The sequence below is a fragment of the Allobosea massiliensis genome (assembly GCF_042655245.1).
Classification (GTDB): Bacteria; Pseudomonadota; Alphaproteobacteria; order Rhizobiales; family Beijerinckiaceae; genus Allobosea; species Allobosea massiliensis.
The window spans coordinates 28419-50632 of record NZ_JBHSLU010000017.1 but is presented as its reverse complement, the minus strand read 5'-3'; the positions used below and the strand labels follow the sequence as shown (position 1 = coordinate 50632).

The window sequence follows — 22214 nt, the reverse complement described above, 5'->3', positions numbered from 1 at the left end:
TCGCCGACGACGATCGTCACATCGGTCACGTCATTTGCGCCGCCCTTCATCGTGACAAGTGTCTCTGCCGCGATCACGGCCGGGCGCCCTGCCAGGCGATGGAGCTCGCCGCCTCTGACGTCGAGCGCTTTCTCGCCAAGAAGACCGGCAAATCAGCTCAAAAGGCCGCCTGATGGACACTCACACCATAGCCGTGGTGGCCAGCATGGCCGCCTACGTCGCGGCGTGCGCGTGGTTCACGCGCTAACGGACGCCGCCCTTCAGCAAAACACTGGCAGGAAAACGATGCCATCTCCCAAAGGAGCCGCACGAGATCTCGTGGCCGGCGAGCATATCGGCGACCTTTTCGATGTCGCCCGCGCGATCCCGATGGCTGCAAGCAGCACTGCGCCCGAGCATCGAAACCTCAGCTCCGAGGTGATCGACCTGCGCACCTATGTGCAAGCGTCGTTGGCCGTCGACAAGAAGTTGCGAGACGATCCAGATCGGCCGCATCACCTCTTTGACCATCCGACCCGACAGGACATCGTCCGCCTCGAGCAGAAGTCTCGTACCTTTACGGGTGAAGCAGGATGGATGTCGCCCGACCAAGCCCGGGCGCGCGTCGAGCGCTGGAAGGAGCTCACACGAGCCCAGGGAGGGCCGCTGAGCCCCAACAGGGACAAGATCGTTCTATCCCTGTTCGATCTGACCGGCAGCTGGTCCAGGCCATGGGAGGAGGCCGGCTATCAGGTCTACCGCTTCGACATCCAGGCCGATGCCGAAATGGGCGACGTCAATAATTTCTCGGTCGAGTTTTTCAACGACTGGTTCGGCTCCTTCGACGGGCAGGACATCTATGCGATCCTCGCCGCATGCCCCTGCACGGACTTCGCGGTGTCGGGTGCCAAACACTTCGCGAAGAAGGACGTCGACGGACGCACCGCGGCTTCGATCCGCCTTGTCGAGCAAACCAAGGCGGTCATCGAGTATTTCAAGCCCTCGATATGGGCGATCGAGAACCCCGTCGGTCGGATCGAGGAGCTGGGCTCGCTGCCGAAATGGCGCCTGTCTTTCGATCCCTATCATTTCGGCGACACCTACACAAAACGGACTTTGATCTGGGGCCGCTTCAACGCTGACCTTCCGATTGCGCCAGTGGAGCCTGTCGAAGGCTCGAAAATGCACAAGAAATTCGGCGGAAAATCGCTCAAGACCAAAAACGCGCGCAGCGAAACACCCCAGGGCTTCGCCTATGGGTTCTTCCTCGCCAACAACGCGCTGCATCATCCCGAGCTCGAGATGACGACCAAGTACGATCGGCTAAATCCCGAGCTTCTCGCCGAGGCATTGGCGCTGGACATCCCTGCAGAGGATATCTCGTACGCAATCGACGACGCGTATTTTATCGAGCTCGACGACGATGCCGCGAACAATATCCTGCGCGAAATGATCGGAGCGCGAAGCGCCCTCGAAGCCGCATAAGCGGAGACGCCCGATGGCGAGCCCGAAATAGGAAGACAAAGCAATGTCCCGATCGAAACGCGATCAGCGCGGCAAGCGCATCAATAGCGAGATCATGGGCCGCAGCACCACCAGGATCGTCGACGGGCGCATGATCTACGAAGCCGGCGGCGAGGACGTGGGCTCACCGGCGGGAAAGCTCGACGCCAAACAGCGCGTCAGCCGCCAGCGTCGCCTCGACGACAAACGCATTCTGCGGCACGCCTCGGAGGAGTAGCAGCGAAGGCGCGGCCTTCTCAGCCCTTGGATCCGCGCCCCTGGTCAGGATCATCTGGGAAAAACTCGACGGTCTCCTTCATCAGGATGCCCTCGAACTGCGACCGGAACGCCAGATACGCGGCCTTCCACTCCTCCGAGCCAACTTCCTGCCGGACAATTCGATCTCGGTAGGCCTCGCGAGCGCTCACGATCATCTGCACGGCAATCGCCGTCGTCTTCCATCGCGACTCCGGTCGCAAAAGCCGGCGCAAGCCTTCGCTGATGGCGATTGATAATCCGACAAGCGCGGCGAAAAACTGCGGAGCTGCGCCGGAATCCGGACGGGCCGCTAGTGAGGTCAGCACCGGAGCGAGAACAGCCCCGATCACGATCGTCAGCGACAGCGCCTGGTGCAGTCGCCGCGAGTCCCGCGCGCTCTTGCGGTAATCCGCGAGGGTGCCTGCGACTTTCTCTTCGAGCTTCGCCGCGCGCCGCGGCCAGTCCATCAGTTCGGTCACGTTTGCATCCCCACCCAGAACAGCGCGGGCATTCTAGGCCGACTTTCGCAATGGTTGAAAGTGGACTCGCCGCTCTCGCTTTCGGTCACACGATCGGGCGCGGCCTCTGTGATAAAACAGTCAGCCAATGCCCCTCCAGGTCATTTTTTTATCCGTATTTTTCGAGCTCCTCGAATTCGAAATCCCAAGGGTCTTCCATGTCAGATCTTTTCACGGCGGTGTCATTCACCGTCCACCTGCAACTGCGCGAAGCGCGGCTGGCCGCGGAATGTGGGGAACTCTGCGACGAGCTCGATGTGCTCTCCTTCGACAAGGACGTGGCCGGCCTCGATCGCGCCTTCGAGAAGCGCAGCGATGCCTTCAAGCAGGCGTTCCCCCGCGGTGCGGCGAATGAGGACCCATTCGCGTCGTTCCGGAAGATCTTCGACGACCCGAGCTATCTCGCGATCAATGTCGACATCGATTTCGAGGATCACGATGGCGACGAGACGTCGATCGTTCCCGTCACCTTCTCGTCGAACGTCGCAGAAATCGTCACGCTCGCGAACCTGATCCGCGCAGCCTGTGCGTCGGCGCTGCCGACCGGCTTCGTGTTCTCGACCTACGGCACCAAGAACACGGTCGGTGAGCCGAATGGCGGCTTTGCGCTCATCCAGGCAGACGATGTCGCGATCACCTGGGCCGACCGACTCCTGAAGGACGCGCTCAGCGAACTACGTGAGCCCACCCCGCTTTCCGCACCGCTGCGCGAACGGACCCCCGTCATGCGGCTCATCGACGACCACATTCGCAACGACGTCACTGACCTCGTGCGGGAACTCCTGAAGGAAATCCAATCCAGCTCGATCCCGCGGCTCACCGAACAGGCGAAGGCCTTGAACATGCCCTTCGTCGACTATCGCCAGGCCGCGAGCGAGAACGGTTGGATCTTCGAGGATGGCGCCTGGCGCGGCTACAACTGGGACGACTTCTCCTCCTGGCAACAGGCCGATGCTGCCAACCGCTGCGAGACATTGCGGACGGCAGAAGACGTGTGCTTGGAAAACAAACTCGCCCCCGAGAAGCACGCCATCACCGGCTTCTACGCCGTCAGCCCTTGGCTGGCCGCTCGCCTGCGCGGCTTCGACGAACGGGTCGATCCCAAGTTCTCGAAGCTCTGCGTATGGGCCCGCTGGTGGGAGGCCGGCAGCGACCTCCTCGAGGATCCAATCCTCAACAAGATCGCCGCCGAGACGGAGCGATATCAGTGACAACGGCCTTCGTTCACCACATCCCGGGCGAGCTCGACCAGGCTCGCGCTCAGTCCCTTGCCGAAAGACACGCCGGCAACCCCTTCATTTCCAGCGCCAACTGGGGAGCTGTGCAGTACGCGCTCGATATCATCGGCAAGGAGTTCGGCCAGAACCCGACCGCTGCTGACCTGATCGTCGAGAGGCACGTGCTCTGCGATGTGTCGTCTCTCGTCGCGATCCTCAACGAGGCCGACTACGAACACGGCGCTGACAGCCTTGGCTCACTGATGGATCGCGCTGAGCATCTCGCGGAAGGCATCGGCCACTACGAAGCCGCCGCACGATCTGCTGGATGGGCCGAAGGCACGCAAATCCACCGGATGGATGAGGACGATGAAATCCTCGTCGCCGACAGCTGGGAAGACGCCTGCGAGCAGGACGAGCTCGATGTGACCGAAACCGACATCCACCAGTTCTGGTCGGTCACCCCGTGGCTCGCGACCAAGCTCCTTGCGAAAGGCGAGAAGGTCGATCGCCGCTTCGCTGGACTGAATGTCTGGGCCCGGACCGAGTCGAATGCCCTCCTCAACGAGGACAAGGTCATCATCGCAATCGCTGAAGCCGGCTCACCTCCCGAGGCGCCCACGAAGGGTTAGCCGATCGGTGTCTCAAACCAGGATCTCGACGTGACAAGCACCAGCCACTCCAAGACCTATGAAGACGGCGTGCGCGAGGAGCGCACCCGGATCGCCGCTTGGCTCGATGAGCAGCGAAAGGATGTCCCAGCCCATGGGTGGGAATTCGCCGCTGCACTGAGGGCAGAGTGCGCGGGTGACACGAACCCCGTCGGGATCGCGCACGCGCTCACCCTGATGTGGGCCTTCGCCACTGAGCTCGTCGAGCGTCACGGCATGAATGGCGATGACACCCTGACCGATGCCGACCATCGGGCCTGGCAAGAGGCCTCTGGGGCCGCCTCAGAGGCTCTTCAGAAGGCCGCTGTCGATTGGAGTGTCGTCCGGCACAGCGAAGCTGTGGAGCTCCGCCCGATCACCTCGGCTGCGCGCCAATGGGCCATCGACTCCATGCCGGACGGCCTCACGCCTCACGACGGTGCATACCGCGTCGACGGCCCCCGATTGGAAGCCGTCCTTCAGTCCCTGCGCGACGAGAAATTCGTCGTCGCCGAAATGAACGGCACCTGATCGTGACTATGCTTCGCGTCGTCTCGGCCCAAACGCGGGTCACCAAATACTACCTCAACGGCCGCCGCTGCACGCGTGATCGCTGGTACGATCAGCTCGCGGTGGCCATCCGAGCGGGCAGCTACAATTCCAGCTTCACGCTGCGCAACAAGCGCGGCGATTACCATTATTGCCACGGCTGACACCCTGGCGACCAATCTGATCGGTCGCCGTCACGAGCTTCCTCTTACCAAATCGAGCCCGCCTGATGACTGACTTCTCCTTGCCCGAGAAAATCGGGACGATCTTCGATTGCTTCATGCGCAATGGCACCCGTGAGGGTGCATTCGGCACCCTTCGTGCCCTGGGCGCCAACGCTTACCGCATCGACGTCGATGGTCGAGAATTCACCGTTAGACGATGGATCGGCAGCTGGGCTGTCAGTCATCTCGGAGTCGAAGGTCTAGGCGCCAGCGTCGAAGACGCAGCCTATCTCGTAATCGATCAGCTTCGATCGATGTCCACTCACACCCCCGACTATTTCGAGGCTGCGCGCAACAATGCGTTCCGTTGAACTTTTCGCTGGCGCCGCCGGGCTTGCGCTTGGAACCCAGCGTGCTGGCTTCCACCATGAGATCGTGGTCGAGCGCGATCATGCCGCCTGCAACACCATGCGCCACAACCAGCGTCTTGGCTTTGCCGCCGTACAAGGCTGGAAGGTGCTCGAGGCAGATGTCGCAACGCTCGACCTGAGCGATGTCGCTTCCGAACCCGATCTCCTCTCGGGCGGCCCGCCGTGCCAGCCGTTCAGCATCGGCGGAGAACACGCCGGTGCCAGTGACGAACGCAACTGCTGGCCCTGGACGATCAACGCGACCCGGATCCTGCGTCCGAGAGCCGTGCTCTTTGAAAACGTGCCGGGCCTGCTCCGCTTCGCCGAGTACCTCGACTACCTGAAGCTCGCGCTCGGCAACCCTGGCCTATCGACCCCCGGCGTCGACTGGCGCGAGGATGCAGCCTTCCTGCGTGCCGCCCTCGACGCCAAGGCAATGAGCGACCCGCGCTACCGGATCTCCGTCGTCAAGCTCGACGCCTCCGACTACGGTCTCGCCCAGGCGCGGACCCGAGTATTCATCGTCGGCTTGCGCGAAGATGTGGCGCAAGAGTGGGAAGCGCCTGAGGCCACCCATTCGTCCGATCAGCTGATGACAGATAAGTGGATCACCAGCTCCTACTGGGATCGCCACAACCTTGCCCGCCCGGAAATGGACGATGCAGGGCGCCGCTATCTTCGCAAGCACAACCGCGCGACCAGCGATATCTTCGCAAAGCGCCTCGCTGCTCACCGCACCGTCCGCGATGCGATCGGCGACCTGCCCGAAGCGATGCCCGGCGGCAGCCCGGGGATCCACAACCACGAGGCCGCGCCGCGCGAGGCGAAGGTTTATAAGGGCCACACAGGATCGCCCATCGACGAGCCGTCGAAAACGCTGCGCGCCGGTGTCCACGGCGTTAGCGGTGGCGAGAACCTCGTCGACTACGGTGCTGGCCACAAGGGCAAGCGCTATCGCCACTTCACCGTGCGCGAAGCTGCCCGTCTGACTGGCATGGATGACGAGTACCAGTTTCCAGGAACCTGGTCCGACGGCCTGAAGCAGCTCGGCAACGCCGTCGGCGTCGACATGGCCGCCGCCATGGGCAAATCGCTAGCCCGCGTGCTCATCAACTGACTTGAGCGGCTTCCTCGATCTTGGGACCGATCTCGGCGGCGTCATCGGGCCAGCACTGCCAACCCTGTGCGGTGTCTACAGCTCGAGAACAGCTGGGCTCTCAGTCACCGCGGGTTCGAAGGTCTTGGAGCCAACGTCGAAGACACAGCCCCTCTCGCAATCGATCAGCCTTGATCGATGTCCACATATCTCCCCTGCCACATAGCGTGATCTCATGACCATCGAACCGCTCTCCGACGACGCCGACGCCGACATCGTCGGCGCTACGATCGAATTCGATACCTCAGTCGAATTCGACAATGGCATCTCATCAAGCGAGGGGTGGGGCATTTTCGAATGCAGCGGCTCCGCCAACGGCATCTACCAGCTTTGCCGGTCTGACGAAGAAGCCATCTTCCCGGATGACGAGGCAGCCTGGAAATATGTCGTCGGCAGGGTCGCCGAAGGCAGCGCCTATCATCGTGGCGCACTCGACTACATCCGCGCGAACAACGTGATCGAGTGGGCCTCATTCGGAAACGTGCACGGTGAGCCGCTCACGCACATCAATGGCAGCCCCATGCTCGACGCCGAAGGCGCACTGATCGATGTCGAGGGCAAGCGCATTCTCAGCGATGGACGCCCCCTGATGTTCAACAGCGCCGGCGGGTGCCAGCGTGACACGCAGCCTGCGGCCACTTCGCTCGACAAGCTCATTTCGATCCACAACGAGAAGGGCGTGCTTTCGATCGAGACCGAAGACGGAAAGGCCGTAGCGGTGTCCGCCGAACAATTCCCCATTGCGGATCTGCGACGGATCTTCGGCCAGTTCGCAGCGGCGCAGGCCATGGACAAGGCCGTCCGGAGCGCCCTCAAGATCCTCGAGCCCGCCGCCATGGTGGCGGAAAGCCACGGGGCCCATCACACCGCCTCTGCGCTACGCGAGACCCTCGTAGAGCTCAAGGCATCCCTCGCAACCACGGGAGCCTGACATGAGCGCGCTCAACCAACCGGACAACTTCATCGGCCGAGTCAATTATGCGGCCGCCGTCATTTCTGCAGGGAGGCACACCACGCGCGCCTTCGACAACTGCTTCGAAAATGATGACGGCGACGCTGTGGCCGCTGCCATCATGCGACGGGCGGAAAAGAACGAGAAGCTCCGGGCAAACCTGCCTCGCTACCTCGACCTCGCGCTGGCGACCGAAAATCACACGACGTACGCCGGCCGAGATCTGAAGGAGGTTTCTCGCCAGCTGCGGCTCCGGGCGCGCTGGTACAGCCATCTCTCCCATGGCAGTCGCAGTGTCGGCGAACTGGAAGAGCTCGCCGGCATCGAGGACCGCACCGGCTTTTGGCAGGCGTTTGCCAAGCTGGATAACAGCCTCGAATTGGGCATCAAAGAGCTCAAGCGGATCATCGTCGACAAGAAGGTCGACGAGGGAAATTTCCCGTGATCAAAGCCCCTTCGGGGGCTTTTTTCATGGCTGCCTGGAAAACCCCGATCAGCAACCAAACCATCCGTTGGTCGGGCAGACATATCCACGTAAAATAGGACTGAAAATCACGTTTTATCGTGAATTAGGCGAATTGAACCACGGCAAAAACCCCAAGGACCCCGATGACGCGGAATATTCGCCTCACCGTCGAGACCTCCCGCAAAGCGGTCGTTATCGACATGGCGCCCCGGCACGCCTGCAATGAGCAGGTGATCCAGGACGTCTTCCGGTCGCCCGAGTTTTCCCTCGCCTACCGCAGCGGCGACGACGCGAGTGTCTCACTTCCCGTCCAGACGATGGTCAATCGCATGCGCGGCTTCGAGCTTTGCGCCCGGATCCTGGATATCCAGCGCGACGCTGCGATGCGCGTTTCACTCATCGAGTTCCGCGACGCGGTTCTCGACGCCGCCGGCGACCCTTCCCTGAGGATCCATTTCGGTATCGGAAATGGCGTCGTCCCTGAGGTCGACGAGGAAGCGATGCGGATCGATCCCAACCGCTACCTCACGCCCCTGCGACAGCAGGAACTCATCGACCTGTCCGATGCCGGGCAAGGCGCCAGTGCAGTGCGTCTGGCAATCCGGGAAACCGCTGCAGCATTCAGCCGGCAGCTTCACCTCCACTAAGGCTCGAACCAACTGATCGCCACCGTCACTGCTGTGATGGGCCTCATCTGGTCGAGCATGCGCCCAATTGACGAATTGCAGCGCACCAGAAGCTCCGATGACACGGAAGGAAATCCGATGAAGACGTCCACGCTCAAGAGCGAGCCTGTAAACGACTCCGACTTCCTCAGGCTCGACAAGTTCGAGAACGCCCGCTTCCACGGATCGAAGCCAGGCGACGTCCTCGTGCTCTTCTACGCCGAGCGCCACGATGCCAAGAGCTTCAACAGCGTCGGCGCTGAGTACTTCTCGCCGCTGGACATCGCGAAAGCTGAAGGCGCTTTCGCCACCCGCCTCAAGGCAGCGAATCCTTGCCAGCCTGTCTACGGCCGCGGCCCGTCGGACATCCTCCCAGCGTCGCACTGACCGTCGCTTGGTCCCGGAGAACACATGGCAGACCTCAGCCATAACGAGACAATCGCGTTGAAGGCCCTCTGTGAGGTCTCGGGCGACTGGGATTATCTGAGCTTCAAGCTTATCTGCAAGCGATCAGGCCTTAACCTCGTGGAGACGAGGCAGGCTGTCAGATCACTCGCCGATCGAGGGTGCGCCGCATTCTCGCGAGGTCTCTGGACCGAAGACGGCGAACCCGCCGGAAGCGGATATCGGGCTACCGATGACGGCCGAAGCCGTTATCACGCCATCTCAGTCGTGAACGGAGAAAACCATGCTTGATTGGATCGCAAATCTGCTCGGCTTCGCGTCGAACTTCCCTTGGCGCCGACCCATCGTCGGTTTGGGCCTCGGCGTCATTGGCGCTTTAATCACCTGGTATTTCTCGGATCTGCCCTTTGCGAATATTGCGCTAGGGTTCGGCATTGCAACGGGCATCTGGGTCTATCTCGAGTCGCTCGGGCACTCTACTGCCGGCGCAACGGCCGGCTTCGGCGCTGGGTTGATCGCATTCTGGCTTACGAGCGGATTTGGCGCTGTCCAGAAGACCATTCAGAACGCACCGCCTGTAAAATGCGTTTATTTCGATCAGCGAACGCCGGAAGAGTGCCACGAGATTCTCGAGAAATCGAAAGAGCGCAATGGGTAGAAACGCGACGCCGAAAATCGGCGAATGGCGCGACGGCGAACGCTATGACGTCACCGAGCGCAACGGCATGACCCTGGCGACGCGGACAACCTTCCGCATCGAGGCTGGGGTCCGCGTCGAGCACGAGGAGATCCTGTGCTGCTTCTACAACGACAGCTTCGCTGAAGCCATTTTTGCCAGCTACAATTCCGGCTTCAACCGCGGAAAAGCCGCCGGCATCGCCGAGGCGCAGGCCACGTTCCGACAGGCGATGGGCTTGAACTAAGCCGGCCATAACGTTCGCCGACAGACCCGTCGCGGCCACCTTTGTCGGCCATTGCCAATGCGCCGTCGCTCACTCAAAGCCGGATCATGACGCTCTCAAACGTGACCAACAAACACCTCCAGCTCTATGCGGCCCTGGCTGCCGCCGTCGTGATGTCGCTGATCATTCTGATCGTCCCGATGGCCTTCATCATCAGGGACAAATACAGCATCTTCTGGCTCATCCCTGCCTGGGGCATCGGCCAGGGCATCGTCTATCTCTGGATGACCAAAATCGTCCGCCCTCTGTCGCTCTCGCTCGCGGCGGCCGAGAAGAACCCATTCTTGCTGCGCTACGATCTGCGGAAATACGCCATTGGCGCCGGGATCCTCGTCATCGCCTACGCCTCTTACAGCCTTGGGCATCGCGATGGCCGCTACGAGATGGACCGGATCGTCCAGCAGAACTGCGGGACGTCGCTCACATGTCACGCGAAGTACACCTTCGATCATGTGAAGGCCCGCAAGCGCGCGGAGCGCCAGAGCGAGAACTGAGACGATCTCGAAACGATCTCACGGGTGACCCCGTCGTCTGGGAAATCCCAAGGAGATCATGATGACCAACTCCGACACGACTTCCCCGACCTGGAACCGTCTCGCGGTGTCCGGCGGCCGCGCCTTTCTCCGTGCGGAAGCCTCTGGCGGCTCTTGGAAGATCAATCCGCCGATGGGCGCGGAGCCCGTTCGCCTCTCGTACAACCTCGCTGATGGCCGGGATTATTCTGAAATTCTCGCCGCCAAGAACGCCGAGAACCCAGAGCATGGCACGGAGGCCTACTGGCGCTACGCCAGCCTGCTCGGCACCGACTTCGAGCATCACGGCTATGCCGATACGCAGGAGGATGCCGTCGCCATGATCGAAACGCTGCTGAACGGCAGCGAAGATGGCGATGTCTCGGCCATGCTTACGGAAGCCAAATTCCGGTTCAAGCACCGCGTCGAGACGCGCTGGGCCGGCCCGCTCGATTTCTTCATCAAGCGCATGGGGCACAGCTACTTCACGATCATCCGGTCGGATACCCACATCCATCTCACCTTCGAGAAGGACGGCTGGGGCTACTGCGAGAATCTCGCGACGTTCACGCTGCGCTTCAAAGCCGATGCGGGCTACGATCACACGGTGTTCTGGCCCGAACGGGTGATGCAGAATTTCCCCGTCCTCACCCTGCGCGCCTGCCTGCAGATGGTCGATCGCTACATCGCAGACGGGCGCAACAAGCGCCGCAAGCGCGCATAGGCCCCTTGCGGAAGGCTTCGATTTTTCGTCGTTTAGCGGCTGCCGCCAACTTAATGATCCGAGAATGTCAGCGAGCCTTGCCTTCAACACCGATACCGATCGAAGCACAGTCTGGATCCACCAGAAGGATCGGCTTGTCGCCCGTTTCGGCATGATGGCGTACGAGATCATGTCGCCAGCGGCGCCCGAGCAAATGCTCACCTTCGGACGTGTCGTGTCCGCTCAATCCTGGCTTGAGTTTCGGGACAAGGTGCGAGCGGCTTATGGCTTTGAAGTCGTCGACGGACTGACCCCGCGCCGCTTCCACCAAGAGCTCGGCCTCAGCTTCGGATACGATTCCACCGATGAAATTTTCGAAATCGCGGTCTCGGCGATATCAAGGCTGTCGAATCCGCTCCGCCACAATATCTGGGGCCGCGACCGCGTCACCCGCGCGTCAGTGAAGGCGTGCATCGACCAGAACCGCCTCGCACCCACTTTCATTCCCATGGGTGTCCGAGGGCGTGTCGCGCCCGGCTGGGACAGCCAGCGGGTGGCATACTTCGTTGTCAATCCTGACCCCTGGCCCATCTCGATCGAGGTCACATCTCCCTGCGGGGCATGGACCATCGACGACGGGTTTCATCGGCTCGCAGGCGCAATCTACCGACAGACCCCGACTATCCTGGTCGCCCTGAGCGGCTACGTCGACGGGTGGGATCACTGCTTCCCGAAGAGAGTGCCGATCAAGCTCCAGACATAAGCTGCAGGGCAGGGGACCTTTGAACCAACTGCGTTCGAAACCCCGAAAAGGACATGAGCCATGGCCCTGCTCATTCTCGTCGCGATCTTGAATTTCGCAGCCGTAACCGGCTTCGTCGCCTACCGGGCCGCCAAGGGCAGGACCAACCTGATCGCTCTGTCCTGCCTCGCCTGCTTCGCGGCAACCGTCAGCGTGGGCGCCGTCCTGACGTTCGCCGTCACCAAGACCGGCATGGTTTGAGCCAAGCTCACCAAAGGCCGCCTGACCTTCTTCGCACACCGAAAGGCTACCCATGCAAACGATCGGTGCAGCGATCGCGGCGCTCGGCCTCGCCGGCGTATCCGCGGGCGTCGTCTGGACTGCTACTGCGAGCAGCGCGCGGTCCCAACTCGACCGAATGCTGAGCATTGTCTCCGCGGTGATCGTTGCCGCCATCGGCCTTGTCGTGAAGTCCTATCCCCTCTGACGCTTCGCCACGGAAGCCAACTCACCCGCCTCCGGCGGGTTTTCTTTTGCCCAAATCGGGCAACCCCTGACGCCGAGATCCTGGGAATTCGGGCGAAACCGCTTCGTCAAAAAACCCGAGGAAATGACATGGGCTCGATCGTTCCCGCACATATTGGCGGCCCGCAGAAGCGACTGATCGCCCTCCGCTACTGGCTCACCGGCAAGGGCTTTCACCTTGCTCTCGATGCTCTCCATTTCGCTTCGCTCTATCACACCGGCATGCGCAAGGACGGCGTCACGCCCGAGCTCGACCACCAGGTCTCGATCGCGCTCTACGCCCGCACGCTTCCGATCGCCGATGGGGACATCGAAAAGCTTATCATCGTCATCCTGCTGCATGACGTGCGTGAGGATTACTCGTCACCGGACCAGGTGCCTCCTGGCCTTATGCCGGTGAGCGAGGAGATTATCGCCCAGCGCTTCGGTGCGGACGTTTCTCGCGACATCGAGCTCCTGTCGAAGGTCACTCACGGCGTGAAGAAGGATGGGGCGATGTACTTCGCTCAGATCAGAGAGACCTGGCGCGCTTGCCTCGTGAAGCTGCTCGACCGGCTGCACAATCTCTCGACGATGCAGGGGGCCTTCAGCCCGCAAAAGCAGGTCGAGTATGTCGGAGAGGCCCGGCGCGATATCCTTCCGCTTGCGCGCTACGCGCGGCGCGCCTTCAGCCGCTACGAGCCGGCGTTCGAGAACGTGAAGCTCGGGATCGGACTGCAGATCGCGCTTCTCGACAAACTCAACGAGCCACTTTCTGTAGGCTAGCGCGGCAGCAGATCACTCGGGTCCGATGAAACTCGGGCCCGAGTGGGATATAATCGGCGACATAAAACGCGAACGATATTCCATCGAAAATCCCGAAAAGGATAATGCCATGGCGCGCAAGGTCGAACCCCATCAGGTCATCGCCCGCAATTTCGACAGCCTCACGCGCTGCGTCAGAAACCTCCTGATCGATAATCGGAATTTCAAGATTCAGCGCAATCCTGAGACGCACCGCGAAACCCAGGCCCATTATTTCAGCGAATATCCGAAGACGCCCGATTTCGTGCGCGAGGTCCTCGCCTCGCAGGCCGACTGCATTCTCGAGCGCATCGACGAACTGAAGACGCTCGCCGTCGATTATTCGAACATCCAGGAATTCTCGCTCGAAGAGCTCGAGGCCGAGGTCACCCGCCGCAAGACACTTCCGACCCAGGCCGCCGCCTGAAGGCCACATCGAGAAACAGGACGCCAGAGCCATGATCGAACTCCTCACCGCCCAGAGGCGGATCGACCCCGCGAGCCTTGACGCAGGGACGCTCGGGATTTCCCTTCGGCAGTTCTACTGCCGCAAGTATGTCACCCGCGCAGCCGGCCTCGGCGCGGCGCGTCTGGACGCAGAAACGCGCGACCTCATCGACACCACCGCGCGCTTCGTCGGCCGGATGGATGACGATTTTCGCGCAAGCCTGGAAGCCAAGCTGCGAAAGGCATTCCTGGTGACCGCCGACGAGCGGCAGAAGGCGATGGGCCTCTCCTACGTCTGCGCCGAGCTCGACGCCCTCGTCACCATCGTCACGGACCTCGCCAAGCCTAGCGCCCCGCTGGACCCGGTGGCCGAGGCGGAAGAAGCAGCACGCGCCGGCGTCGAGCAGCTCCTGTGCGGCACGCGCATCATCCGCAAGATCTCCGATGCCCTGGGCTTCAAGGACCCCGAAGGCGTCGCCGCAAAAGTCGATACCGACACCCTGCAGCGCGTGATCGCCGAACTCCTCGTCGCCGAGGTCCAGCGGGCCACCGGCCGCTAACAGCCTGCTGGAGAAGAACAGCCCGCCTTGCGGGCTTTCCTTTTGAATATCGGTGGCAACCCACAATAATATGGACGAAGCTCGGATGCGTCGATAATTTGGGTGTCAACAGTTTCAAAGACGAAAACTCGTTGACTAAACCGAATTAGGAGCATCAATGGACTACTCGATCTACGCGACGTTGTTTACAGTACGGCCTGAGGGGCCGATTTTCGCATCTTTGCCTATCGGCTTCGGCCCAGAGGATTTCCGTTCCGTTTATGATTTCATGCAAGGGGTGGATCCAGGTTTGGCCGATTATCCCGATCTCATGTGCCAGGATCATGGGGTTTTCGTCGGGGTGGATGCCAAAGCGCTCATTGATCTTATCCCAGACGAGGAGCACTTGCGGATCGGCGCCGGGCTGTTCAACAGAGCCGCATTCGATCGGATGCGCGACCTCAAGTCCAAGGCGGCAATGCTGGGGCTGGCAGCCAACAGCACTCCTGTCCACCTGTTCTTCCAACGCCGATAGAAAAATCGGGGGCTCAGACATCTGAGCCCCTTTCAGTTTGATCGACCGCCTCCTGCGAAATCACTCGACAAGAAAACCCCGAGGAAGTCGCAATGAACGCTCGCGTTACCCTGCTTTATGTCGCCGCGGCCGATAATGCGCGGATGACCGGCTTCAGTCACGTCATTGTCGAAGGGAACGAGCGCCCCGTCGCCAAGGGATCGAGCGAGGAAAAGCAGGGCGACCTCCTCCGCGGTCATCTCCTGGCATTCACTCGCGGCCTCGAGGCTCTGCTGCAGCAGAACCCGTCCGGCGGCCGGGACAGCATCCTTCTCGTCTGCCACCACGAATACCTCGTCAAAGGCATCGAGGAATGGATGCCCCGCTGGAAGGCCAATGGCTGGCGCAGCGCATCGCGCAAGCCGGTCGCCTACGCCGAACTCTGGATGAAAGCTGACGCTCTCATCGGGCGCCTCAAGAGCAGCAATACCGGTGACGTCCTTCTCTGGAAGGGGAAGGCTGATCATGAGCATCAGCGGCTGGCGCTCGCCGTCGCCGAAAAGGCGGCTCAGGTCGGTCTGGACATCACCGCACTCGGTGACCAGTCACCACAGCACCCGTACGACGGCTGCAACAGCGATGCCGAGCGGGCCGCGCGCGACGCCGCGATCGTCGCTGCTGATGACGGCTCCCTGCCTTGGGCTGCCTGACATGAAGATCACCTGTCGCACCAGCTACCGAGAGTGGCACCGTGTCTTCGCCTGGCTCCCTCGGAAAGTCGCAAGCGGCGAGTACCGATGGCTCGAAACAATCGAGCGACGCGATGTCGGCGTGACCGGGAATGGCAGCTTCTTCGCCATCTGGCAGTACCGACCGCTCAACAGGGCAACACGCCCAGTTAGAGGAACGAATGATCGACGCACAGCGTGAAATGGAGCCCCAAGGCGGCTCGACCATTCGCCTTGCAGCTTTGCCAGTCGATGATGCAGCGCGCGAGCACGCCGACAGCGCGCTCCCGTTCGAGATGATCTCTGCCGGCGCCGACGCGCTGGATGCCTGCCGCCGCGACCTCGACAACTACGTCGCCGGCCAGACAGCCGACTGGGACAGCGGCATGATCGCGGTCAGCGTCTTCCGCGCCATGACGGCGGCGGGCCTGTCGATCGCGCAGCGGCAGGAGGCACCTGCAAGTGTCGCCGCTCTGGGGGCTACCATCCCGGCCGAGCGCGAGGCATGCGCCAGCCTCGCCCGCACTGAACCCTGCACGGCAGACGAACGCAGGTTGCTCGATCATGCACGGTCCCTCAATCCTCACGGCATCGGGACGAAATGTGCGACCGGCGAGGACATCGACGTCGCAAAGACAATGGTCGCCAGGGGCTGGCTGACCGAGACTCCTGAAGGCCGCTTCATCACCGACGCCGGGCGTCGAGCTCTCGATGTGGCATCCGAAATGGGTCTCAAGCGACTGGGGTGAGCCGGCATGGCGGAACCCCCGGAAGGACAATCCAATGGCGTTGAACGTTGACCAGTTGGCCAAGGTTGTCCGCCTGATCGATTCCGATCAGGACCATGAGGCGTTGTCCGCCCTCAGAATGGCGCGAAAACTCCTCGAGAAGGAGGGTAGAACACTCGGCGCGCTCCTCGAAGCCGGTGTCCAAGGTCTGGATGTCCCGAGGCAGAGCAATCCGTTTTTCGATGCATTTGGGATCAGACCTGCGGCTCAGGCTGCGCCCAAGCCCCCCGAGCCCCAGCCCCGTCATGCGCGCCGGATCATTGTCGGCATCACCGATCTTCCGGAGGGCTACTTCAGCGCAATCCTGTCGATCCAAGGAAGCCGCGAAACGCGGAAGAAAGAGCCCATGCTGGTGGTCGACGTGACCCAGACCAGAGACGGCGTGATCAAACAGTTCCCGACCATGTACGCATTCGGCCAACAGGCGCAGACCATTTCTCGCGCGCTCGCAGATCGAAACTCGCCGGTCGAGGTGATGATCAGAGTGCGGCCTCCCCAGAACAGGGGCCATCTGCCCACCATCACATCGGTGCAGTTCTGATCTGACCGCGCCGGTCACGCGCCCCCTGAGAGCCGGCCCCTTTGGGCCGGCTTTTTCGTTCCGACAGGCAGGGGAGGGATGAACCCTTCGGGGTCCGAAATCCCACAAAAGGACGACACGATGCTCATCGACGCCCTCGCTCGCACCGCCGAACGCGCTCGCCCGATCGTCACGCCGACCCCGCCCACCGCTTCTGCCCTCGTCTCTGTCGCGCTGCCCGAACCGGACTTCGTCGAGATGGTCCATATCCGGACCTTCTTCTTCGACCCGATCTCGACCGACGACATCGATGGCTTCAGCCTCGCGCTGACGCTGCCGGGCCCCTGCGTCGGCATTATCGCTGACGGCACGGTCACGGTGCTCGAGGGCAACGGCGAGGCGCTGATGAGCCTCCTGAAGGGTCGAGCGCTCGATTTCAAATACGAGAGCAGCTGGATTCCCAGCACCTCGCCCTGGCTTGCGGACTTCTACGCCGCTCCCGCCCGCGATCAAGACAACTGGCACTGAGGAATACGCCATGACCGCATTGATCACGCTCACCTTCGGCAAACACGCAGGGAAGCCGCTCAACGACGTCCCACCGGACTACGTGAAGTGGCTCGCCGAACCCACCTATCGCGAGCGCAGCACGTTCCGGGTGCCTGCCGACGTCACCGCGGCCGCTCTGATCCTGCGAGACGCCATCGAGATCCAGGAGCGCGAAGCGAAGGACGTGCGCGCTCAGTTCAATGGGAAGACCGGCATCTGCGAGACCATCTCCTATATCGTCGAACGCCTCGGCGATATCGATGGCCTCACGCGGCATGTCAGCCTGGATGCAGCGCTGGTCGCCCTGTCCAACGAGTTCGGTGTGAACGGCGATGGCATTCGCGACATCGACACCGAGGACAATCGGCTTCTCGTCTGGGAAGTCCTGCCGTCCGGGCACAAGAAGGTGGTCTGGCACTTCTCCGGCGACCACTGGAATGCCGACGAATTCGGTCTCGAGCAGGGATCGCTGCCGGGCGACGACAAGCCCCTCTACGAGATGGCCTACACCCTGTGAGCAAATGATCACGGGCCGCCCGGTAAGGGCCGGCCCGTTTTCTTCTGCCGAACCGGCAAACCCCTAAAGAGCATTTTGAAGTCTGTGCAACTCCGAGCACTCATTATTCACCGAAAACGAAGCTTCAGCTGGCAAAAGCACGCAATAATCGTTGCAGACGCTAACAGTTTGCTCATTGGTATATGCAATTCGTGCGCCCGGTTTACGGGGGGATTCTGACTAATGAGCTCGGTTGACGCGCTGCTGCGCGAGCTGGAACAGACCCTCATAAACGGCTCGCAAAGCGATCGATCGAGCATTCTCACGCAAATTACCGACCTCTTTGTATCCGCCGCCTCAGGGCTCCAGGACGAGCAGATCGGGCTCTTCGACGTCGTCATTTCTCAGGTTTCCCGTGACATCGAGCGTGAAGCTCGGATCACCCTCGCAGAACGCCTTGCACCGGTTCCAAATGCGCCGGCGGGCGTCATAAGCCAGCTCGCGATGGACGAGATCGCGGTCGCCAAGCCCGTGCTGTCGACCTCAAAACGCTTGAGCAACAGCGACCTGCTCAAGATCAGCCAGGCCAAAGGCGAGGAGCATATGCTCGCCATGACCGCGCGCGACGATCTCGGGGAGAGCATCGCCGACTACCTCGTGCTGAAGGGCGGCCGCGTGGTGACGCGTGCGCTCGCTGAGAATACGACCGCGAAGCTCTCGACCCAGGCCATGGGTGTCCTGGTCATGCGGGCCGTCACCGATCACGAGCTCCAGTCGGCACTGTCTGTCCGACACGATCTGCCGCCGGCGCTCTCAAGCCAGATCATCCACCTTGCGAAGCTTTCCGCGCAAAAGCGCCTGAAAGCCGATCTCGAACCTCGTCTTGCCAGCGAGATCGATTCCGCGGTCGAGGCCGGGGCGAAGAATGTCGCCGCGGCCACCCAGTTCTCGGTCGGCGTCACGGCGCTGGATCCAGACCAGGAAGCCTTGCAAGCGAGGGCCGACGCCGGAACCCTGACCGAGAGCGATGTTCTCGGGCTCGTCCAATCAGGCGATGCGAACAAAGCCATATGCGCCTTTGCGGCGATCGCCGGCATCGCGGTGTCGACCGCGCACCAGGTCATTCATGGCACCGACGAAAACTCGCTCCTGCTCGTGACCCGAGCGCTGGGGTGGTCCTGGGAAACCGTGCGAGCCATGCTGTCGCTGCGCTCAACGGGAAGATCGGAGCTTCAGCTGCAGCGGGCGAAGAAATCCTTCGAAGCGCTGAAGCCGGAAACGGGCGCCCAGGTCTTGGCCTTCCTGCGCAACAGCTGAGACCGCCTCCCGCACCTAAATCGCTTGTGTGCCGGTTCTTCCCCGTGCGAACCGGACGCTTTTACCCGAGGGTCCATCGCGACGGACATGCCGTCGCAACCCTTGGAGACGTTTATGAAAGTCCCAAAATCGAAGAGCGGCTTCTACATCAAGGTTCGGATCCGCCGGCCTGGCACGCAGCGATCCCAACCAATGAAGCCGTGGAAAGGCACCGCGGCAAAGATCGACGACCTCCTCAAGCGCTGCTCTGGATCGCAGGCATCATCTCGGCAAAGTCCGATGGACCCGAAATCCCCGTGAATGACCGGAGGTCGCGTGCTGACCCAGCGCATGAAGCTCAAGATCGAGAGCATCGCCCAGAGCCCGGAACACATGGCGCTCTATAAGCTCACCATCGCCGGGGTTGGCTTCCTCCAGCCCCAAAAGAAGCGCTACGAGTTCTTCAGCCACGACGGCGACTTCATCGGCTCCGCGCCGATCTATCGGGTCGAGCCGTTCGTCGCTTTCATGAAGCGGAACTTCGACATCTTGCGCGATGAGTTCCTGGTCGGGCCCACTGAGCCACCCGCGCTGACATACGCCTGGCGTGACCTGGTCGACCACGAGACCATGTCCTCGTGGATGAACGAGCTCTACGCCAACCCAATCACGCTTCACTGAAGGAATGCCAGATGGCTGACGGCAACGCGCCTGCGACCAACAGTGCTCCAAAGGTCGAAACGACCGGCACGTCACACCAAGACTGGATCATCGTCAGCGATCGAGGTGACGACGACCTCCATGACGACTACGCTTCGTTGATGCATCCGATCGACGGGCCATACGCCGATACCCCCTTTCGAGTGCTGTAGGCGCCGCGACGCAGGAGACGACCATGATTCTCGGATTTATCGAGGCGACCCCGTGGTACCTTCGGCTCCTCGGTTTCAAGCCACGCCGGCGGGCTGAGTATCGCGTCTCGAGGGACACGCCGAACGAGCCCTCGAAGTTTGTCGGCTACTTCTACCTCGACATGGGTATGACGCCGGTGAGATCGCGCTAATATCGAATGCGCGCCTGCTTGTTCAAGCGGCGGCCGCCGTCAGGAGCCGTACCGTGTGGAAGCTTGCAGCCGCGATTTTTCTGATCGCTTCATCGCTCGCCTCGCAACCCAGCTCTGCCGCGAGCACTCGCGAAAACATGCAGCTGTTGGCCCAGCTTTGGGGCTTCACGACATTTGCGACCGAGTGTCGCCTTACGCTGGATAGCAAATCGCTGCTGTGTTCCAGCGGGCCTATCACCCGAACAAACGGGATCATCATCGCCCGAGAGTGGGCCTCGATGTCCTCCAATTACATGCGCGGAGAGGCTGAGAACGCCTGCAAAGATGTAGGGGGCGCCTTCCTCAATCGTGGCCGTGTCCAGGAAGCGATCGTCCAGGGAACCTTGGACAATAACGCGTTCGAGGTCCTCATCTGCCTCTTCACGGACGCCTCGGTGAAAGCCGAGGTCAAAGGCAGTTCGAACATCCCAGAAGTGCGCGCTCGAACCGATGGTCTTGCCACTCCGCTCATCCAGCGGCTGCTGATCGAGTATCAAGGCGACGATGACAACCTGCGGGACTGTCGCGCAGCTGGGACCATGCTCGAGTGCTGGGTCGGACCGAAACTGCGATCGAGCAACAGCGCGCTCACGCGCACCACGCGATATCAGGCCTATGACTGGGAGGTCATCTCCGGGAAAAGCGACCCGATTGACGATCCTACGGCAGCGGCGCTCTGCGCAAACCTCAACAACCGCTCAACCCTGCTGGGCAGTTCGTTCGACAAAGGCGAACACGGGGGAGATTCCCTCCTGATTTGCTTCGTCGATTGAACCGCACGCAGCCCAATTTCGAGACGAAAATTGGATATCGAAGCCATCATTCTCCATGCCAAAATCGGCGGTGAGCGGAAGGCCGCGCAGGTCGACACTTGCGGTCCATTCGCGGCTGCTCTCTTCGACGTGCTCTGCGAATGCGGGCTCAAACCGAGCATAAAAACCGCGTCGTTCATCGTCCTGCCGGGCAACCAAGCGTCATGGTATCACGCTGTCGTTGAGGTCGACGGGCGGCTTTATGACTCGAAGGGCGAGTTCTCTCACGAGATCGCTCGCCAACGGCAAAAGACGCACCGGACGGTGCAAAGCCGCCTCGACATCAAGCCCGACGACCGATCCTGCTGCTACGAGGAAGAGCTCGACGTGCTCCACCAGTTCCTGATTAAGGCGCTGCGGAAATCCGTGAAGAAGCAGCACCCTGAGGCCATGGCCAAGGCTGCATAATCCAGTCTCTCGAAATCGGACCGGTTGAACCCTGACGGATTCAAAACCCCGAGAAGGACGAGACAATGCGGATCACCGATCGCTTCCCCTGCTTCGCCGACACGATCCGTTCCTCGCGCCACAAGCTCGTCAGCGAGTTTCTCGATGTCAGCACGGCGGCCGATCATGAGTTCTCCGCCGAGATCCATCGCCAGCGCTACGCGCGTTACATCCACTCCCTGGGGTGCTTTCAATACGGCGACCGGTTCCTGCAGGAGCTGGAGCAGGCCTACGCCGCCGGCGCGGCGCGTCCGACCTTCTCCCTCGATCCTCAGGTCGCCGAGGTGGCGGACCGCCCCTCGCAGCAAGCGGCCTGATCGACCTACCGCTGGAAACAAGAAGCCTGTCGTCTCCGACAGGCTTTTTTCATGCTGATCCAAGGAGCAGGGGGAGCGAACGCCTTCAGCTTCGAAATCCCACGAAAAGAGAGACGACAATGACGCTTCAGATCGCTTCCGAACTCGCCCTGACCGCTGACCTGATCGACGCCGCCACCGGCCTCGTCTCCTTCTCCGCTTCGGACCTCGTCGGTGCCGACATCATCGACGTCGACTACACCGTCATCTCCGAGATCGACGCCGCGATCGTCTCGCCGCTCATGCTGACCGGGCCGAGCCTGGTGAACGCCGTCGAGCCGGCCCCCAAGAAGGTCTATGCCACGCCCTATATCCCGCGCGGTCAGTTCCTGAAGAAGCTCCGCGAGGAGGGCAAGCTGGCTCCCCGCGTCTCGAGCAAGCGCTCCGCCGCGAAGCCCGTCGAGAAGACGGTCGAGGCCGAGGCGACGCGTCAGCGCAGCCCGAAGGAGCTCGCCGCCATCCGTCGCCACTACGGCCTCGCCCGCAAGGCAGCGTGACCAG

Annotated in this window: 37 protein-coding genes; 36 read left to right on the top strand and 1 reads right to left on the bottom strand. The window is 61.6% G+C overall.

The genetic code is table 11. The features are described from left to right. Window positions 1-318 precede the first annotated feature (318 nt). Together ACFPN9_RS09040 and ACFPN9_RS09035 are read left to right on the top strand one after the other, a co-directional pair. Entirely contained in the window at window positions 319-1464 is a 1146-nt protein-coding gene (locus ACFPN9_RS09040) for a DNA cytosine methyltransferase (protein WP_377816530.1), read from the top strand. A 43-nt stretch (window positions 1465-1507) separates the two neighbouring features. Further along, on the top strand, window positions 1508-1720 hold the full coding sequence (locus tag ACFPN9_RS09035) for a hypothetical protein (protein ID WP_068204485.1): 213 nt from the start codon (window positions 1508-1510) through the stop codon (window positions 1718-1720). Between the two features lie 19 nt (window positions 1721-1739). Here ACFPN9_RS09035 and ACFPN9_RS09030 read toward each other — a convergent pair whose 3' ends face one another. Next, window positions 1740-2219 carry a DUF4231 domain-containing protein gene (locus tag ACFPN9_RS09030; RefSeq protein WP_068308318.1) on the bottom strand — a complete coding sequence of 160 codons (480 nt, stop codon included), beginning with the start codon at window positions 2217-2219 and terminating at the stop codon, window positions 1740-1742. Between the two features lie 296 nt (window positions 2220-2515). Here ACFPN9_RS09030 and ACFPN9_RS09025 point away from each other — a divergent pair, with 296 nt between their 5' ends. The 34 genes from ACFPN9_RS09025 (at window position 2516) to ACFPN9_RS08860 (ending at window position 22210) form a co-directional block, all read left to right on the top strand. Continuing rightward, a complete protein-coding gene (locus ACFPN9_RS09025; protein WP_377816527.1) occupies window positions 2516-3469 on the top strand; it encodes a hypothetical protein in 954 nt (317 codons plus the stop codon). Then, on the top strand, window positions 3466-4107 hold the full coding sequence (locus ACFPN9_RS09020) for a hypothetical protein (RefSeq protein WP_377816525.1): 642 nt from the start codon (window positions 3466-3468) through the stop codon (window positions 4105-4107). The genes ACFPN9_RS09025 and ACFPN9_RS09020 overlap by 4 nt, the downstream gene beginning before the upstream one ends. A 30-nt stretch (window positions 4108-4137) precedes the next feature. Beyond that, window positions 4138-4656: a hypothetical protein gene (locus ACFPN9_RS09015; protein WP_068204475.1), complete on the top strand. Its 519-nt coding sequence runs from the start codon at window positions 4138-4140 to the stop codon at window positions 4654-4656. A 2-nt stretch (window positions 4657-4658) separates the two neighbouring features. Then, window positions 4659-4838 carry a hypothetical protein gene (locus ACFPN9_RS09010; RefSeq protein ID WP_156451798.1) on the top strand — a complete coding sequence of 60 codons (180 nt, stop codon included), beginning with the start codon at window positions 4659-4661 and terminating at the stop codon, window positions 4836-4838. Window positions 4839-4903: 65 nt separating this feature from the next. After that, a complete protein-coding gene (locus tag ACFPN9_RS09005; RefSeq protein ID WP_068204471.1) occupies window positions 4904-5209 on the top strand; it encodes a hypothetical protein in 306 nt (101 codons plus the stop codon). Next, on the top strand, window positions 5196-6365 hold the full coding sequence (locus tag ACFPN9_RS09000) for a DNA cytosine methyltransferase (RefSeq protein WP_068204468.1): 1170 nt from the start codon (window positions 5196-5198) through the stop codon (window positions 6363-6365). Before ACFPN9_RS09005 ends, ACFPN9_RS09000 begins: the two co-directional genes overlap by 14 nt. Before the next feature lie 214 nt (window positions 6366-6579). Next, entirely contained in the window at window positions 6580-7335 is a 756-nt protein-coding gene (locus tag ACFPN9_RS08995; protein ID WP_377816521.1) for a hypothetical protein, read from the top strand. Between the two features lies 1 nt (window position 7336). Continuing rightward, window positions 7337-7801: a hypothetical protein gene (locus ACFPN9_RS08990; protein WP_377816519.1), complete on the top strand. Its 465-nt coding sequence runs from the start codon at window positions 7337-7339 to the stop codon at window positions 7799-7801. 164 nt (window positions 7802-7965) lie between these two features. Further along, window positions 7966-8469: a hypothetical protein gene (locus ACFPN9_RS08985; RefSeq protein WP_377816517.1), complete on the top strand. Its 504-nt coding sequence runs from the start codon at window positions 7966-7968 to the stop codon at window positions 8467-8469. 36 nt (window positions 8470-8505) lie between these two features. Continuing rightward, window positions 8506-8874, top strand: a complete 369-nt coding sequence (locus tag ACFPN9_RS08980) for a hypothetical protein (RefSeq protein WP_156451700.1) — start codon at window positions 8506-8508, stop codon at window positions 8872-8874. Window positions 8875-9175: 301 nt separating this feature from the next. Then, on the top strand, window positions 9176-9550 hold the full coding sequence (locus ACFPN9_RS08975) for a hypothetical protein (RefSeq protein ID WP_377816515.1): 375 nt from the start codon (window positions 9176-9178) through the stop codon (window positions 9548-9550). Continuing rightward, window positions 9543-9815 (top strand): hypothetical protein, encoded by a 273-nt coding sequence (locus ACFPN9_RS08970; RefSeq protein WP_377816512.1) that lies wholly within the window; start codon window positions 9543-9545, stop codon window positions 9813-9815. The genes ACFPN9_RS08975 and ACFPN9_RS08970 overlap by 8 nt, the downstream gene beginning before the upstream one ends. 86 nt (window positions 9816-9901) lie before the next feature. Then, complete coding sequence (locus tag ACFPN9_RS08965; RefSeq protein ID WP_377816510.1) at window positions 9902-10348, top strand: hypothetical protein; 447 nt, start codon at window positions 9902-9904, stop codon at window positions 10346-10348. A gap of 61 nt (window positions 10349-10409) precedes the next feature. Then, window positions 10410-11090, top strand: coding sequence for a hypothetical protein (locus ACFPN9_RS08960; protein WP_377816508.1), 681 nt, complete (start codon window positions 10410-10412; stop codon window positions 11088-11090). A 64-nt stretch (window positions 11091-11154) separates the two neighbouring features. Next, window positions 11155-11832, top strand: a complete 678-nt coding sequence (locus ACFPN9_RS08955; RefSeq protein WP_377816506.1) for a hypothetical protein — start codon at window positions 11155-11157, stop codon at window positions 11830-11832. Between the two features lie 60 nt (window positions 11833-11892). Beyond that, window positions 11893-12072 carry a hypothetical protein gene (locus tag ACFPN9_RS08950; RefSeq protein WP_068204269.1) on the top strand — a complete coding sequence of 60 codons (180 nt, stop codon included), beginning with the start codon at window positions 11893-11895 and terminating at the stop codon, window positions 12070-12072. A 52-nt stretch (window positions 12073-12124) separates the two neighbouring features. After that, window positions 12125-12298, top strand: a complete 174-nt coding sequence (locus tag ACFPN9_RS08945) for a hypothetical protein (RefSeq protein ID WP_156451698.1) — start codon at window positions 12125-12127, stop codon at window positions 12296-12298. A 128-nt stretch (window positions 12299-12426) separates the two neighbouring features. Beyond that, window positions 12427-13101, top strand: a complete 675-nt coding sequence (locus ACFPN9_RS08940; RefSeq protein WP_377816503.1) for an HD domain-containing protein — start codon at window positions 12427-12429, stop codon at window positions 13099-13101. A 109-nt stretch (window positions 13102-13210) separates the two neighbouring features. Then, window positions 13211-13546, top strand: coding sequence for a hypothetical protein (locus ACFPN9_RS08935; protein WP_377816501.1), 336 nt, complete (start codon window positions 13211-13213; stop codon window positions 13544-13546). Between the two features lie 31 nt (window positions 13547-13577). After that, the gene (locus ACFPN9_RS08930) at window positions 13578-14126 is read left to right on the top strand and encodes a hypothetical protein (RefSeq protein ID WP_377816499.1); all 549 of its coding nucleotides are present in this window, start codon (window positions 13578-13580) and stop codon (window positions 14124-14126) included. 157 nt (window positions 14127-14283) lie between these two features. Next, on the top strand, window positions 14284-14640 hold the full coding sequence (locus ACFPN9_RS08925; RefSeq protein WP_377816496.1) for a hypothetical protein: 357 nt from the start codon (window positions 14284-14286) through the stop codon (window positions 14638-14640). Between the two features lie 92 nt (window positions 14641-14732). Continuing rightward, window positions 14733-15329, top strand: a complete 597-nt coding sequence (locus ACFPN9_RS08920; RefSeq protein WP_377816494.1) for a ribonuclease H family protein — start codon at window positions 14733-14735, stop codon at window positions 15327-15329. Between the two features lie 200 nt (window positions 15330-15529). Next, window positions 15530-16096, top strand: coding sequence for a hypothetical protein (locus tag ACFPN9_RS08915; RefSeq protein WP_377816492.1), 567 nt, complete (start codon window positions 15530-15532; stop codon window positions 16094-16096). 34 nt (window positions 16097-16130) lie between these two features. Further along, window positions 16131-16676 carry a hypothetical protein gene (locus ACFPN9_RS08910; protein ID WP_068204285.1) on the top strand — a complete coding sequence of 182 codons (546 nt, stop codon included), beginning with the start codon at window positions 16131-16133 and terminating at the stop codon, window positions 16674-16676. A gap of 120 nt (window positions 16677-16796) precedes the next feature. Beyond that, complete coding sequence (locus tag ACFPN9_RS08905) at window positions 16797-17183, top strand: hypothetical protein (RefSeq protein ID WP_068204287.1); 387 nt, start codon at window positions 16797-16799, stop codon at window positions 17181-17183. Between the two features lie 10 nt (window positions 17184-17193). Beyond that, complete coding sequence (locus ACFPN9_RS08900) at window positions 17194-17721, top strand: hypothetical protein (protein ID WP_068204289.1); 528 nt, start codon at window positions 17194-17196, stop codon at window positions 17719-17721. 222 nt (window positions 17722-17943) lie between these two features. Further along, the gene (locus ACFPN9_RS08895) at window positions 17944-19017 is read left to right on the top strand and encodes a DUF2336 domain-containing protein (RefSeq protein ID WP_377816489.1); all 1074 of its coding nucleotides are present in this window, start codon (window positions 17944-17946) and stop codon (window positions 19015-19017) included. Window positions 19018-19332: 315 nt separating this feature from the next. Further along, window positions 19333-19677 carry a hypothetical protein gene (locus ACFPN9_RS08890; RefSeq protein ID WP_377816487.1) on the top strand — a complete coding sequence of 115 codons (345 nt, stop codon included), beginning with the start codon at window positions 19333-19335 and terminating at the stop codon, window positions 19675-19677. A gap of 11 nt (window positions 19678-19688) precedes the next feature. Further along, window positions 19689-19868: a hypothetical protein gene (locus tag ACFPN9_RS08885; protein WP_377816485.1), complete on the top strand. Its 180-nt coding sequence runs from the start codon at window positions 19689-19691 to the stop codon at window positions 19866-19868. A gap of 23 nt (window positions 19869-19891) precedes the next feature. Continuing rightward, window positions 19892-20059, top strand: a complete 168-nt coding sequence (locus tag ACFPN9_RS08880) for a hypothetical protein (protein ID WP_377816483.1) — start codon at window positions 19892-19894, stop codon at window positions 20057-20059. A 53-nt stretch (window positions 20060-20112) separates the two neighbouring features. Continuing rightward, window positions 20113-20871 carry a hypothetical protein gene (locus tag ACFPN9_RS08875; RefSeq protein WP_377816481.1) on the top strand — a complete coding sequence of 253 codons (759 nt, stop codon included), beginning with the start codon at window positions 20113-20115 and terminating at the stop codon, window positions 20869-20871. Between the two features lie 30 nt (window positions 20872-20901). After that, on the top strand, window positions 20902-21318 hold the full coding sequence (locus tag ACFPN9_RS08870; protein WP_377816479.1) for a hypothetical protein: 417 nt from the start codon (window positions 20902-20904) through the stop codon (window positions 21316-21318). Between the two features lie 65 nt (window positions 21319-21383). Then, entirely contained in the window at window positions 21384-21674 is a 291-nt protein-coding gene (locus ACFPN9_RS08865; RefSeq protein ID WP_377816477.1) for a hypothetical protein, read from the top strand. A 119-nt stretch (window positions 21675-21793) separates the two neighbouring features. Next, a complete protein-coding gene (locus ACFPN9_RS08860) occupies window positions 21794-22210 on the top strand; it encodes a hypothetical protein (protein ID WP_377816475.1) in 417 nt (138 codons plus the stop codon). Window positions 22211-22214: the final 4 nt, after the last annotated feature.